This is a genomic window from Methylobacterium sp. CM6246 (assembly GCF_054818005.1).
This window is the reverse complement of record NZ_JBTXKY010000001.1, coordinates 2,481,705-2,495,761: the sequence shown is the minus strand read 5'-3', so window position 1 is coordinate 2,495,761 and position 14,057 is coordinate 2,481,705. Positions and strand designations below refer to the sequence as shown.

12 protein-coding genes are annotated in these 14,057 nt (G+C 71.1%); 11 read left to right on the top strand and 1 reads right to left on the bottom strand.

The genetic code is table 11. The features are described 5' to 3' along the window. The first annotated feature begins 185 nt into the window (after positions 1-185). From tsaB to ACYQPG_RS12185, 11 genes are all read left to right on the top strand, one after another. Entirely contained in the window at positions 186-860 is a 675-nt protein-coding gene (gene tsaB, locus ACYQPG_RS12235; RefSeq protein WP_147905695.1) for a tRNA (adenosine(37)-N6)-threonylcarbamoyltransferase complex dimerization subunit type 1 TsaB, read from the top strand. Continuing rightward, positions 857-1,372: a GNAT family N-acetyltransferase gene (locus ACYQPG_RS12230; protein WP_147938047.1), complete on the top strand. Its 516-nt coding sequence runs from the start codon at positions 857-859 to the stop codon at positions 1,370-1,372. Before tsaB ends, ACYQPG_RS12230 begins: the two co-directional genes overlap by 4 nt. A 4-nt stretch (positions 1,373-1,376) precedes the next feature. Beyond that, positions 1,377-2,246, top strand: coding sequence for a lysophospholipid acyltransferase family protein (locus tag ACYQPG_RS12225; RefSeq protein WP_461231048.1), 870 nt, complete (start codon positions 1,377-1,379; stop codon positions 2,244-2,246). A 273-nt stretch (positions 2,247-2,519) separates the two neighbouring features. Then, the gene (locus ACYQPG_RS12220; protein ID WP_419829523.1) at positions 2,520-4,253 is read left to right on the top strand and encodes an L-lactate permease; all 1,734 of its coding nucleotides are present in this window, start codon (positions 2,520-2,522) and stop codon (positions 4,251-4,253) included. A 277-nt stretch (positions 4,254-4,530) separates the two neighbouring features. Beyond that, on the top strand, positions 4,531-5,868 hold the full coding sequence (gene miaB / locus ACYQPG_RS12215; protein ID WP_461231047.1) for a tRNA (N6-isopentenyl adenosine(37)-C2)-methylthiotransferase MiaB: 1,338 nt from the start codon (positions 4,531-4,533) through the stop codon (positions 5,866-5,868). 37 nt (positions 5,869-5,905) lie between these two features. Beyond that, entirely contained in the window at positions 5,906-7,012 is a 1,107-nt protein-coding gene (locus ACYQPG_RS12210; RefSeq protein WP_147905690.1) for a PhoH family protein, read from the top strand. Next, positions 7,009-7,494, top strand: a complete 486-nt coding sequence (ybeY, locus tag ACYQPG_RS12205; RefSeq protein ID WP_147905689.1) for an rRNA maturation RNase YbeY — start codon at positions 7,009-7,011, stop codon at positions 7,492-7,494. The genes ACYQPG_RS12210 and ybeY overlap by 4 nt, the downstream gene beginning before the upstream one ends. A 36-nt stretch (positions 7,495-7,530) precedes the next feature. Continuing rightward, the gene (locus tag ACYQPG_RS12200) at positions 7,531-8,676 is read left to right on the top strand and encodes a hemolysin family protein (RefSeq protein ID WP_147938043.1); all 1,146 of its coding nucleotides are present in this window, start codon (positions 7,531-7,533) and stop codon (positions 8,674-8,676) included. A 78-nt stretch (positions 8,677-8,754) separates the two neighbouring features. Further along, the gene (lnt, locus tag ACYQPG_RS12195) at positions 8,755-10,371 is read left to right on the top strand and encodes an apolipoprotein N-acyltransferase (protein ID WP_461231046.1); all 1,617 of its coding nucleotides are present in this window, start codon (positions 8,755-8,757) and stop codon (positions 10,369-10,371) included. Continuing rightward, entirely contained in the window at positions 10,368-11,612 is a 1,245-nt protein-coding gene (locus ACYQPG_RS12190; protein WP_147905686.1) for a CynX/NimT family MFS transporter, read from the top strand. The genes lnt and ACYQPG_RS12190 overlap by 4 nt, the downstream gene beginning before the upstream one ends. A gap of 112 nt (positions 11,613-11,724) precedes the next feature. Continuing rightward, positions 11,725-12,285, top strand: coding sequence for a hypothetical protein (locus ACYQPG_RS12185; RefSeq protein WP_461231045.1), 561 nt, complete (start codon positions 11,725-11,727; stop codon positions 12,283-12,285). 101 nt (positions 12,286-12,386) lie between these two features. Here the strand turns inward: ACYQPG_RS12185 and ACYQPG_RS12180 are convergent, their stop codons facing one another. Then, positions 12,387-13,976 (bottom strand): catalase, encoded by a 1,590-nt coding sequence (locus ACYQPG_RS12180; protein WP_461231044.1) that lies wholly within the window; start codon positions 13,974-13,976, stop codon positions 12,387-12,389. Between the last annotated feature and the right edge of the window lie 81 nt (positions 13,977-14,057).

Sequence of the window (14,057 nt, the reverse complement as noted above, 5' to 3'; positions counted from 1 at the left end):
TTTTGTTCTAACGCTGAAGCTTCGTCCCGAAAGGTGGTTGCTGGCTTTCGGGACACGACGATGCACACCAGAATGCTAGGACCTCGTCGAGGATATCGGTATCCTGGACGAGGTCCTGGGGTGTTCGCGCTCTTCGGGACCGAATGGGCGCGGTCGTCGGTCCGATCCGGCATTCGGGAGTGGGCGTGCGTATCCTAGCCATCGACACAGCGCTGGACCTGTGCGCCGCCTGCGTCGCCTCGGACGATGCCGACGCGCCGCTCTCGGCCGAGTCGCTGCCCATGCTGCGCGGTCACGCGGAAGCCCTGCTGCCGCTGGTCGAGCGGGTGATCGCCCGCGTCGAGGGTGGCTTCGAGGCGATCGACCGGATCGCCGTCACGGTCGGGCCCGGCAGCTACACCGGTCTGCGGGTCGGCCTCTCGGCGGCCCGGGCGATCGGGCTCGCCACCGGCAAGCCCGTGGTCGGCGTCGGCACGCTCTCGGCCCTGCTGGCGCCGCTGCTGGCGGAGTCCGTCGAGGGCACGATCGCCGCTGTGGTCGATGCCCGGCACGGTGCCGTCTACGTCCAAGCCCTCGGTCCGAACGACGGGCTGGCCCCGGCCCATCTGTCGGTGGAGGTGGCCGCGGAACGGCTGGGCGCCGGCCCCGTGGTGCTCACCGGCTCCGGGGCGCCCCTGGTGGCGGCGGCCCTGGCCGCCCGCGGCGTGAGCGCGCGGGTCGCCGGTCTCGGTGCCCCCGACATCACCGCCGTGGCGTCGCTCGGTCTCGTGGCCGACCCGGCCCAGGCCCTGCCGCGGCCGCTCTACCTCCGCGGGGCCGATGCGCGGCCTCAGGATCACGCGAGGATCGCGCGGCAATGACGCGTCCCATCCCGTTCTGGCCGCTCGACTGGTGGGCCGCGTGGTGGGATGCCCTCACGCCGCAGCCCTACGTCACTCCGCTGGCCGACGCCGCGCAGGCCCCGACCCTGGCCCGGCTCCACGCCACGGCGTTCGCCCGGCCCTGGGAGGCCCACGAATTCGAGCGCATGCTGTGCGAGCGCTCCACGCAGGCGCATGCCCTGTGGCGGACCGGGACGCTCCAGGGGTTCGTCCTGTCGCGCCGCGCGGCCGACGAGGCCGAGATCCTCACCGTCGTGCTGTCCCCGACGCTGCGCGGCGGCGGCCATAGCCGCCGGCTCCTGCGCGATCATCTGTCGAGCCTGGCGCATTCCGGGGTCGCCCGGGTGCATCTGGAGGTCGACGAGGGCAACGTGCCGGCGCTCAAGCTCTACGCCCGCCACGGGTTCCGGAAGGTCGGCGAGCGCACCGGCTACTACCTCAAGGCCGACGGCAGCCGGGCGACCGCGCTGACCATGAGCGCCGACCTGTGACGGCGTGAGCCGCGCCGGCCTCACCATACGGGTCGCGGTCCTCGCCCTCGCCTTCCTGGTGCTGGGCCCGCCGCACTGGGTCGCGATGCGGCTGCTCGGCCGACGCTCGACCGTGGCGCCGCTGCTGTTCCACCGCACCTTCCTGTGGCTGTTCTCCGTCCGGGTGACGCAGTCGGGGACGCCACCGGATTCCGGCGAGGCCGCCCTGGTCCTGGCCAACCACGTGTCGTGGCTCGATATCGTGGTGATCGGGTCGCTGCGCCCACTCTCGTTCGTCGCGAAGTCTGAGATCGCCGGCTGGCCGGTGATCAGCCTGCTCGCGGCCCTGCAGCGCACGATCTACATCGACCGGCAGCGGCGGGGCGCGACCGCCACGGTGAGCGCCACGATGGGCCACCGCTTGGCCGGGGGCGAGCTGGTCGTGCTGTTCGCCGAGGGCACCACCGGCGACGGCAACCGGCTCCTGCCGTTCCGCTCCGCGCTGGTCGGGGCGGCGCGGGCGGCCCTGCGGGGGGAGGCCGGACGCGGCCGCGTGCGCCTCCAGCCGATGGCCATCGCCTATCCCCGACGCAACGGCCTCCCGGTGGTGCGCTCCGAACGTTCCGAGATCGCTTGGTACGGCGACATGGAGCTGGCGCCGCATCTCGCGGCCTTCGTCAACGGCGGGCCGATCGACGTCCATGTGGCCTGGGGCCAGCCGATCGCCTTCGAGGCGACGACCGATCGCAAGGCCGCAACCGCGGCCGCGGAGGCCGAGGTCCGGGCCGCGCTTCAGGGGATCGCCACCGGTCGGGGCGAAATCAGGCCGGCGCCCGGGCCTCGGCCGGCCTCGCCGGGGCTCGACCTCGGCGGCCCCGAGATCGCGGCGGTGTAAGGTCTTTCGGAACCCCGGACCGGGCCATCACGATGCGGTTTCCCGTGATCGCACAGGCGGCGAAGCAGCCCGCGGAGGCGCCACGTCCCTCCGTCGCCTACAGGTCCTGAGTTGCTCCGCCGCGCGCGATCACCGCTTGGATAGATCCGACCCGCGAACGCCATATCCCGGTAGAACCACCCAATGAATACATGATGCATATCTGTTGAGGGTCTGGTGAGCCTCTGATAGGTGGGCCGAAACCCCTGAAGTTGGGGTATCGGAGGACGCCCCTTGCAACCCTGGAACCAAGTCTACGATCCGTTCGGGAGCCCCTGGCTCTCGACGCTGGCGGCCTCCGTGCCGGTCATCGCCCTCCTCGCCATGATCGCCAGCGGGCGCGTGAAGGCCCACATCGCGGCGGTCATCGCCCTGGGCCTCGCCCTGCTGGTCGCAATCGTGGGCTTCGGCATGCCGGCCGGGCTCGCGTCCCGGGCCGCGATCCTCGGCATGGTCACGGGCTTCTTCCCGATCGGGTGGATCATCCTCAACGTCATTTTCCTCTACCGGCTGACGGTGGAGAAGGGCTGGTTCTCGGTGCTGCAGCAATCGGTGGCCGGCATCACGGCCGACCGGCGGTTGCAGCTGCTCCTGGTGGCCTTCGCGTTCGGCGCCTTCTTCGAGGGCGCGGGCGGCTTCGGCACGCCGGTGGCGGTTACCGGGGCGATCCTGATCGGCCTGGGCTTCTCGCCGCTGGCGGCTTCGGGCCTGTCGCTGATCGCCAACACGGCGCCCGTGGCCTTCGGGGCGCTCGGCGCGCCGATCCAGGGCCTGGCCTCGGTCACCGGCTACCCGCCCGAGATCCTCGGCGCCATGATCGGGCGGCAGCTTCCGCTGTTCTCGCTGATCGTGCCGTTCTGGCTGATCTGGGTGTTCGCGGGCTTCCGCGGCATGGTCCGGGTCTGGCCGCCGATCCTGGTCTGCGCCGGATCGTTCGCGACCGCGCAGTTCCTGATCTCGAACTACGTCAATCCGTGGATCGTCGACATCGGCGCCTCGATCGCCTCGATGCTCGCCCTCGTGCTCTTCCTCAAGGTCTGGCAGCCGCGGGAGATCTGGACCTCCCCGGCCCTGCGCGGCCACGACCCGTCCCTGGCGCTGGCCACCCCGCGTCCGTCGCCGCTGGGCGCCGGCGTTCCGGGCACGCCCCCGGTCCACACCGGCACGCGCACGGCCTCGCAGCGCGAGATCCTGCTGGCCTGGCTGCCGTGGATCATTCTCTCGGTGGTGGTGGCGATCTGGGGCACGGGCTGGTTCAAGGGCATCGTGAACCCGCTCTTCACCTGGAAATACGAGGTGCCCGGCCTGCACAACGCGATCATGAAGGTGCCGCCGGTGGTGTCCAAGCCGGTGCCCGAGGGCGCGGTCTTCCTGTTCACCTACATGTCCTACACCGGGACCGGGGTGCTGATCGCGGCGATCATCTCCGGTCTGATCATGCGGTTCTCGCCGGTCCGCCTGGTCACGGCCTATGTCGAGACCATCTGGGCGCTGCGGTTCTCGCTGATCACCATCGCGGCGATGCTGGCGCTGGGCGTGCTCACCCGCTACGCCGGCGTCGACGCCACGCTAGGGCTCGCCTTCGCGGGCACCGGCATCCTGTACCCGTTCTTCGGCACCCTGCTCGGCTGGCTGGGCGTCGCGCTGACCGGGTCGGACACGGCCTCGAACGTCCTGTTCGGCGGATTGCAGCGGATCACCGCCGAGCAGCTCGGCCTCTCGGGCGTGCTGATGGCGGCGGCGAACTCGTCGGGCGGCGTGATGGGCAAGATGATCGACGCCCAGTCGATCGTCGTCGCCTCCACGGCCACCGGCTATTTCGGCCAGGAGGGCAAGATCCTGCGCTTCGTGTTCTGGCACTCGATCGCGCTCGCCTGCCTGGTCGGCCTGTTCGTGATGCTCCAGGCCTACGTGCCGTTCTTCCAGCAGATGGTCATCGACGTCCCGGCCGCGGCCGCAGCCCACTGACAACGAGGCGGCGGGCACGCCCCGCCGCCTCCCCTGCCCTGCGCGCCAGAACCTGGATCCGGAAGGGTCCGTGACCTTTTGCGGGTCCAGGGCACGGCCCTGGTGCCTCGGGGACCTTGGGCCCGAACCCCGCCAAAGGGCGCGCCATTCGGAAACCCCGTCCTGCCGTGGGTGTCGCGACGGCCCGTGCGATCCGTGCTACAGGCTCCCGCCCGCCGGTCCGCGCAGGATCGGCCCGGGACAATGGACGAGCGGACGGTTTTTGGGGCGGCACGCGTTGAAGAAGGCCTTCGTCAAATCCTACGGTTGCCAGATGAACGCCTACGACGCGGCCCGCATGGCCGACGTGCTGGGCGCTGAAGGATATGCGTCGACCGATTCGGTGGAGGAGGCCGACGTCGTCGTCCTCAACACCTGCCACATCCGCGAGAAGGCTGCCGAGAAGGTCTATTCCGAACTCGGCCGCCTGCGCGTCCTGAAGGGCGAGCGGCAGGCCCGCGGCCTCGATACCCGCATCGTCGTCGCCGGCTGCGTCGCCCAGGCCGAGGGCGCCGAGATCCAGACGCGCCAGCCCGCGGTGGACGTGGTGGTCGGCCCGCAGAGCTACCATCGCCTGCCGGACCTCCTGGCCCGCTCCCGCGAGCGCCGGGTGGTCGACACCGAATTCCCGGTCGAGCACAAGTTCGCGCACTTGCCCCGGCGCCGCAGCTCCGCGCCGACGGCCTTCCTCACCGTGCAGGAAGGCTGCGACAAGTTCTGCGCCTTCTGCGTGGTGCCCTACACCCGCGGCGCCGAGGTCTCGCGTCCCGTCGCTGCGGTGCTGGCCGAAGCGGAGACTTTGGCGCAGGGGGGCGCCCGCGAGGTCACGCTGATCGGCCAGAACGTCAACGGCTATCACGGCCTGGGCCCGGACGGTGCCCCGGTCGGGCTCGCCGATCTCATCCGGGCCGTCGCAAAGATCCCCGGCCTCGCCCGGGTCCGCTACACGACGAGCCACCCGAACGATTTCGACGACGCGCTCGTGCGGGCCCATGGCGAGGTGCCGGCGCTGATGCCGTACCTGCACCTCCCGGTTCAGTCGGGCTCGGACCGGATCCTTGCGGCCATGAACCGCAAGCACACCGGCGACCAGTACCGGCGCCTGATCGGCCGGGTGCGCGCCGCCCGGCCGGACGTCGCCCTGTCTTCCGATTTCATCGTCGGCTTCCCGGGCGAGACCGACGCCGACTTCGCCGACACCCTGCGGTTGGTGCGCGAGATCGGGTTCGAGAGCGCGTTCTCGTTCAAGTACAGCCCCCGCCCCGGCACGCCGGCCGCCGAGCGTGACGATGGGGTGCCCGAACCCGTGATGGCGGCGCGGCTCGCCGAGCTTCAGGCGCTCCTCGACGAGCAGCGCTACGTCTACCAACGGGCGGCGGTCGGACAGGTGTTCGACGTCCTGGTCGAGAAGGCCGGCCGGCTTCCGGGGCAGCTCGCGGGCAAGACGCCGCACCTGCTGGCTGTGCAGTTCGACGCCCCGCTCCACCATATCGGGTCGATCGTGCCGGTCCGGATCGTCCGGGCCGGGACGAACAGCCTGTTCGGGCAACTGGCTTCCGAGGCTGTGGCGGCTTGAGGATCGAAGCGATGGGGATGGCGGTGAGGATCACAGGTTGAGCGCGTCGGACGGGTCTGGCGTGCGCGGCCCCCTGCGGGGTCGCGGGCCGGCGGCGCGGCCGGCCGAATCGGAGGAAGCGGTGGAGGTGCCGCTGACCTTCGACGACAACCGCCTCGCGAGCCTCGTCTTCGGTCAGTACGATCAGAACGTCGCCCATATCGAGCGCCGGCTCGACGTCACCGCCACGGCGCTCGGCAACCACCTCGTCATCAAGGGGTCGCCCGACGCCGCCGAGAAGGCCCGGCGGGTATTCCTCAAGCTCTACGCCCGGGTGCGGACCGGCGGCAGCACCCTGACGCTGGGCGATGTCGACGGTGCGATCCGCGAAGCCACCGCGCAGGCGAGCCTGTTCCCCGCCGAGGCGATCGCCGCCGAGGCCGACACGCCGCATTTCGAGCAGATCGCCACCCGCCGCCGCGGCGCGGTACGGGCGCGCAACCAGGCGCAGGACCAGTACATCAAGCTGCTGCGGACCAACGAGCTGGTCTTCGCGGAAGGTCCGGCCGGAACTGGCAAGACCTGGCTCGCCGTCGGCCACGCCGTGTCGCTGCTCGAGCAGGGCCACGCCGAGCGGCTGATCCTGTCGCGCCCGGCGGTCGAGGCCGGCGAGCGCCTGGGCTTCCTGCCCGGCGACATGCGCGACAAGGTCGATCCGTACCTGCGCCCGATCTACGACGCCCTCTACGACTTCATGGAGGCGCGCCACGTGGACCGCGGCCTCCAAACCGGCATCATCGAGATCGCACCGCTGGCCTTCATGCGCGGGCGGACGCTCACCAACGCCGTGGTGCTCCTCGACGAGGCGCAGAACACCACCTCCATGCAGATGAAGATGTTCCTGACCCGCCTCGGCGAGGGCTCGCGCATGATCATCACCGGCGACCCCAGCCAGGTCGACCTGCCGCCGGGCCAGAAGTCCGGGCTCGTGGAGGCGGTGAACGTGCTCGACGGCGTGGAGGGCATCGGCCGCGTGACCTTCAAGGACGTGGACGTGGTCCGCCACGACCTCGTGCGCCGGATCGTCACCGCCTACGAGCGCGCCACCCACGGCGACGGCGATGCCGACCGCAATCCCAACCCCCGGCGCCGGCCCCTGGCGTGAGCACGCCGCACGACATCGACGTCGCGATCGAGGACGATCGCTGGGAAGCCGCGATCCCGGAGCTCGAATCGCTCGTCACCCGCGCCGTCGAGGCGGGGCTGGCGGCTGCGCCCGCGCCGCCGGACGGACCCGTGGAAGTCAGCGTCATGTTGACCGACGACGTCACCGTCCAGGAGCTCAACCGCACCTGGCGTGGCAAGGACAAGCCCACCAACGTGCTGTCCTTCCCGGCGGCCCCGCAGCCCCGGCATGCGGGCGCCGCGCTGCCGCTCGGCGACGTGGTCCTTGCCTACGAGACCCTTGTGCGCGAGAGTGCCGAGCAGTCGAAGCCGCTCCAGAATCACCTCGCGCACCTCCTCGTCCATGGCACCCTGCATTGTCTCGGTCAGGACCACGAGAACGGCGAGGCCGAGGCCGAGGCCATGGAGGCGCTCGAAGTCGCGGCCCTCGCGACGTTGGGCATCCCAGATCCCTATGCCTGAGCGGCCGATTCCCCACCGCCCCCAGATCCGAGAGACATGAGCAACGATCGAAGTCGCGGCGCGGCCCTGGCTGCGCCCAGTTCCACCGAGGGCGAATCCCAGACCCGGGAGCCTTGGTACGACCGCCTGCTTCAGGCGCTCCACCTCAAGCCGCGCGATTCGCTGCGTGAGGGCCTTGAGGAGGCGCTCGCCGAGCCCGATGCCGGCGAGAGCGGTCTCACCCCCCTCGAGCGGGTGATGCTCAAGAACGTGCTCGGCCTGCACAAGGTGCGGGTCGACGACGTGATGGTCCCCCGGGCCGACATCGTCGCGGTCTCGAACGACACCAACATCGGCGATCTGCTCAAGCTGTTCCGCAACGCCGGCCATTCCCGCCTGCCAGTCTACGGCGAGACGCTGGACGACCCCCGCGGCATGGTTCACATCCGCGACCTCGTCGATCACATCGCCGCCAAGGCCGAGCCGACCCGGCGCAGCGTCGCCGCGGCTGCGGCCCGGCCTCCCCTGGCCGCCGAGGGCGAGGTCGTGGCCGATCCGACTGTTGTGGTCCCGCGGCCGGCCCGACGGCCGCCGGTTCGGCTGCCCCGGGCGCTGGATCTCGGCAAGGTCGATCTCAGCACGACGCTGGCTGCCGCCCGCATCCAGCGGCCCGTTCTGTTCGTGCCGCCCTCCATGCCGGCCATCGACCTGCTGGTGCGGATGCAGGCGACACGCACCCATATGGCGCTCGTCATCGACGAGTATGGCGGCACCGACGGGCTGATCTCCATCGAGGATCTGATCGAGGTCGTGGTCGGCGATATCGAGGACGAGCACGACGTCGCCGAGGCCAAGCAGGTCCAGCGGGTCGACGGCGAGGACGACGTGTTCGTGGCCGACGCCCGCACGCCCCTGGCCGAGGTCTCCGAGGCCACCGGGGTCGACCTGGTGGCGGCGGTCGGCGACATGGCCGAGGAGATCGACACCCTGGGCGGCATGATCGTCACCCTGGCCGGCCGGGTCCCGTCCCGCGGCGAGCTGATCGTGGGGCCGGGCGACCTCGAGTTCGAGGTGCTCGACGCCGACCCCCGCCGCCTGAAGCGCCTGCGCTTCCACAAGGGTCCGGCGCGGATCAGCACCGTGGTGCCGCTCGCCCTGCCGCCACCGACCCCGACGCCGGCTCCCGAGACGCCGCATCCATGAGGATCTTCGCGTGACGGGTGCTGCGTGGCGGTCCTGACCGCGCGGCATGCCCGGGACTCGGCCGCCCCGAGGGGGCCCATGGGCCGTCCGTCCCCGGGCTTCCTGCTGGCGATCACCCGGCTGACCGGTTGGCGGCGGCTCGGACTGGCCTGGCTCGCCGGTGCGGTGGGCGCCCTGGCGATGCCGCCCTATGGGCTCCTGCCAGCCCTGGCCGTGTCCCTCTCGGTGGCGGTCTGGCTCATCGACGGTGCGGCTGCGGAGCGGACTGCGCTGCGGCGACTCTGGCCCTGCTTCCTGATCGGCTGGGCCTGGGGCTTCGGCTACCTCACCGCCGGCCTGTGGTGGCTCGGCCAGGCCTTCCTGGTGGAGGCCGACGAGTTCCTGTGGGCGATGCCGCTCGGCGTCATCGGCCTACCCTTCGCTCTGGGCCTGTTCTACGGCGCCGGGTTCGGCACAGCCGGCCTGCTCTGGGCTCGCGGCCCGGCCCGGATCGCCGCCCTGGCGTTCGGGGTCGGCGCGGCCGAGTGGCTGCGCGGCCACCTGTTCACGGGTTTCCCCTGGAACACCCTCGGGATGGCGCTCGCCCAGAACGTCTGGACGCTGCAATGGGGCGCCGCGATCGGCCTCTATGGCCTGACCATCCTGGCGGTCCTGATCTGCGCTGCGCCCGCGACCCTGGCCACGGGCTCGCACCCGCGCAGCCGGTTCGGCCCGAGCGCGGCCGCTGCGATCGTCCTCGTCGGGATGGCGCTCTACGGGGCCGTGCAACTCGGGCCGCCCGACCCGGTGGTGGCGGGCGTCCGCCTGCGCCTCGTCCAGCCGAACCTGCCGCAGGATGCCAAGTTCCGGCCCGAGAACCGTGCCGACATCGTCGACCGCTATATCGAGCTGAGCCAGCGGCCGACCGAGGCGGGTGAGCCTGAGCCGACCCATATCGTCTGGCCGGAATCGGCCTTCCCGTTCCTGATCCAGCGCGATCCCGACGCCCTGGCCAAGGTCGCGGCCGGCCTCAAGCCCGGGCAGCACCTGATCACCGGGGCGGCCCGCGCGGAGGAACCGCTACCCGGCGAGCGCCTGCGCTACTACAACGCCGTGATGGTGATCGGGCCGGACGGCAAGATGTCCGACAGCTACGACAAGGTCCATCTCGTCCCGTTCGGCGAGTACCTGCCGGCGCCCCTTGATGCGGCGCTCCGGGCGTTGGGACTGCGCCAGTTCGTGGCGATTCCCGGGGGCTTCTCCGCCGGCACCCTCGCGGCCCAGCGGATCCTGACGGTGCCGGGCCTGCCCCCGGTGGCGGCGACGATCTGCTACGAGGCGATCTTCCCGCACGCGATCCTGCCGGCGACGGCCGCCTCGGTACCGCGTCCGCCCGGGCTGATCCTGAACGTCACCAACGATGCTTGGTTCGGCGATACGCCCGGGCCCCGCCAGCATCTGGCTCAGGCTCGGCTGCGTGCCGTGGAGGAAGGACTGCCGCTGGTGCGCGATGCCAACACCGGAATCTCCGCGGTGATCGACCCGCACGGCCGTATCGTCGCGCAGACGACCCTCGACACGGAAACCTGGCTCGATGCCGATCTGCCCGCCCGCATCGTGGGCGGCACCCTGTATGGCCGGTTCGGGGACGCCGCCTTCGCGTTGATGCTCGCCGCCTGCCTGAGTGGCGCCCTCACCGCCCGGCTGCGGGCATGAGCCCCGAGCGCACGGCTCCGGGCCGGATCCTCCTCGGCCTCGCGCTGATGCTGGTGGCGTTCAACCTGCGCCCGGCGCTCAGCACGATCGGGCCGCTGCTGGCGACGATCCGGGAGAGCACCGGGCTCAGCGCCGGCGGCGCGGCAATCCTCACCACCCTGCCGGTCCTGTGCCTCGGCATCGCCTGCGCGCTGGCGGCGCCGCTGATCCGCCGGATCGGGCCCGACCTCGCCGTGCTGGTAGGCGCCACGATCCTGGCCGCGGGCCTGACGCTTCGGGGCCTCGGCGGCCTCGTGCCGTTGTTCGCCGGGACGGCGCTCGCCGCCATCGGGATCGGCCTCGACAACGTGCTGCTGCCGGCCCTGGTCAAGCGCGACTTCTCCGGCAGCGGCGGGCTGATGACCGGCCTCTACACCATGACCCTGTGCCTCGGCGCTGCGGCCGGCGCGGGCGCGGCGGTCCCCGTGGAGCACGCCCTCGGCGGCGGCTGGCCCTCGGCGCTCGCGGTCTGGGCGCTGCCGGCCCTGGTGGCGGCCTTCCTGTGGATTCCCTTCGCCCGCCGCACGGCCTCGACCCGGGCGCCCTCTGCCGGGCGGCTTCTGCGCGACCCGCTGGCCTGGTGGGTCACGGGCTTCATGGGCCTGCAATCCTCCCTGGCCTACACGCTGTTCGGCTGGCTGCCGCTGCTGCTCCAGGCGCGCGGCCTCTCAGCCCTGGATGCCGGCCTCTACGCTTCGCTGATGACCTTGGTCCAGGCGCCCGGTGCGCTGATCACCGCCATGCTGGCAGCCCGCGCGCGGGACCAGCGCGCCTGGATCGTCGCGATCCCGGGGCTCACCGCGGCGGCGTTCCTGGTGCTGGCCTTCGGACCCGAGACCCTGCGGATCCCGGCGGCCTGCGTCCTCGGCTTCGGCATCGGCGGCTGCTTCGGCCTGGGGCTGACCCTGATCGTCCTGCGCTCCGCCGATGCCGCCAGCGCGGCCGGCCTCTCCGCCATGGCGCAGGGCATCGGCTATACCGGCGCCTGCCTCGGGCCCCTCGCCTTCGGGCTCGCCCACGAGGCGACCGGCGGTTGGGGTCTCGCCGGAGGGCTGTTCGTCACGATCGCGGTCGCCGCGATTCTGGTCGGCCAGGCCGCCGGCCGCGATCGCAAGGTCAGCGCCGCCGCGCCGGAGGCCGCACGCACGCCACTCCAACCGGTGACCGTGCTCAACAGCTCGGATCCCGCGCGCAGCGCCTGAGCGCATCCGCCGGAACCTCCTTGACGGGCGGGTCCGTCGCCGCTCGATTACGCAGAGTATTGCGACTCGGGCGCCCGTCCTTTCGGCCGGCGTCACGCGCTGGGTGGACGGCATGTCAGGTATCGAACGCTCCGGGATTCGGCTGGCTGCTGCTGCCATGACGGTGCTCGCCGTGTTGGCGACAGCTGCGGAGGCGCGCGGGTTCAGTGGCGGCTACCGGGGTGGCGCGATCGGGCCGCGGACCGGAGCGTTGGGGCGACCACTCGGACCGGTGCGGCCGGGCCCCGGATTCGGCGGGCGCGGCCCCGGCTCGGCTATCCGGCATCCCGGATTTCGCCGGCACTGGCGCGGCGGCTACGGGGGCGCTTACGGTTACGGACTCGGCGGCCTGGGGCTGGGCCTGGGCCTCGGCTTCGGGCTCGGTGGCCTGTGGGGCGGCTACGGCGACCCGCTCTTCGACGGCGGCTATGTCGACACGCCTCCGATCTATGCGCCCCCGGCCTACGCGGCTCCGGTCGACGAGGCGCCCGCCGATGTCCCGCCCGTCGTCGAGGCGGACGACCCGGCCGACCTCTCCGCGGCCGTCGCGGCCTGTGCCCGCCGCTTCACGACCTACGATCCGATCACGCAGACCTATATCGGCAAGGGCTACGTCCGGCGCGCCTGCCCTTGAGCGCGGATCGCGCTTTGGGTCGAGGCCAAGAGAAAGGCCCCGCGGGTTCTCGCCCGCGGGGCCTTCATTCGCTCAGGGTCGGCTCGATGCGACCTGCAAAACTACTCGGCGGCGACCCGGTGGGCCTGCGAGCCGTCCGTGTAGGTCTCGGACTGCAGGCGCTTGCCCGGGGCGGCGCGGCCCGGCAGCGGCGGCAGGGCCTTGGCCTTCTCCAGATCGATGCCCGCACCCTCGGCGACGCGGCGGCCGTAATCTTCGTCGGCGTGCCAGAAGTGCCAGACCATCCGCAACTGGATGGCTTCCGGGCACTGCTTCATGTCGCCCACGAGATTGGCGATCAGGTCCTCACGCTCCCAGTCCTGGAACGAGCGGTACCGGACTCCGGCCTGGGTGTAGTCGTCCTCGGTGCGCGAGGTCTGATAGCGGCCGAGCTTGCCGTCCACCGGCTGGTGATAGTCCTTGGCCGGCTTCGGGGCCTCGCGCAGGCCCTCGGAGAGCGTCGAGGGCTCGTAGTTGATGTGCTTGTTCGGTCCGGTCCCGTCGACCCCATAGGTCATCTGGCCGTCCCGCTGGTTCGAGTAGACCTTCACGCCCGGCTGCGGCGCGTTGATCGGCAGCTGGAGGTAGTTGGCGCCGACGCGGTAGCGCTGCGTGTCCGAGTAGGACAGCGTCCGGCCCTGCAGCATCTTGTCGTCCGAGAAGTCGATGCCGTCGACCAGGACGCCGGTGCCGAACGCCGACTGCTCGACCTCGGCGAAGAAGTTGTCCGGCACCCGATCCAGCACCATGCGGCCCACCGGCAGCAGCGGGAACTGGTCCACCGGCCACAGCTTCGTGTCGTCCAGCGGATCGAACGACAGGTGGTCGTTCGGGCCGTCCGGCATGATCTGCACGCAGAACTCCCACTCCGGGAAGTTGCCAGCCTTGATGTTGTCGTAGAGGTCGCGGGTCGCGTGGCCGACGTCCTTGCCCTGGATCTCCGCGGCCTGCGCGGAGGTCAGGTTGCGCACGCCCTGCTTCGGCTCCCAATGGAACTTGCAGAGCACGGCCTCACCCTGGTCGTTGACCAGCTTGTAGGTGTTGACGCCGGAGCCCTCCATCTCGCGATAGTTGGCCGGGATGCCCCAGGGCGACTTGAGGTGCGTCACCATGTGGATCGCTTCGGGGTGCTGGGCCACGAAGTCGAAGAAGCGCCACGCTTCCTGGCGGTTGGTCACCGGGTCCGGCTTGAAGGCGTGGATCATGTCGGGGAACTTGATCGCGTCCCGGATGAAGAACACCTTCAGGTTGTTGCCGACCAGGTCCCAATTGCCGTCGACGGTCTTGAACTTCACCGCGAAACCGCGCGGGTCGCGCTCGGTCTCCGGGCTCTCCTTGGCGCCGGCCACCGTCGAGAAGCGCACGAACATCGGCGTCTTCACGCCGGTCTCGTTCAGCACGCGGGCGCGGGTGTACTTGGAGGCCGGCTCGTTGCCGATCTTGCCGTAGGCCTCGAAGTAGCCGTGGGCGCCGGCGCCGCGGGCATGGACCACGCGCTCCGGGATCCGCTCACGGTCGAAATGCGTGATCTTCTCGATGAACTGGTAGTTCTCGAGCGTCGCCGGGCCGCGCTCGCCGACCGTCCGGGTGCTCTGGTTGTCGCGGACCGGATGGCCCTGGCGTGTAGTCAGGATCGGGCGTTGATCGCTCATGCGTCTCATCTCTCCGTGATGCCTGTCATCGGCATATGGGGCCGCCGCAGCAGACTGGAACCGTTCCGACGAGGTTATGGA

Coding starts and splice junctions, on each gene's coding strand:
- ACYQPG_RS12230 (WP_147938047.1), top strand. CDS start 857: ATGACGCGTCCCATCCCGTTCTGGCCGCTCGACTGGTGGGCCGCGTGG.
- ACYQPG_RS12200 (WP_147938043.1), top strand. CDS start 7,531: ATGAGCAACGATCGAAGTCGCGGCGCGGCCCTGGCTGCGCCCAGTTCC.
- lnt (WP_461231046.1), top strand. CDS start 8,755: ATGGGCCGTCCGTCCCCGGGCTTCCTGCTGGCGATCACCCGGCTGACC.
- ACYQPG_RS12190 (WP_147905686.1), top strand. CDS start 10,368: ATGAGCCCCGAGCGCACGGCTCCGGGCCGGATCCTCCTCGGCCTCGCG.
- ACYQPG_RS12185 (WP_461231045.1), top strand. CDS start 11,725: ATGTCAGGTATCGAACGCTCCGGGATTCGGCTGGCTGCTGCTGCCATG.
- ACYQPG_RS12180 (WP_461231044.1), bottom strand. CDS start 13,976: ATGAGCGATCAACGCCCGATCCTGACTACACGCCAGGGCCATCCGGTC.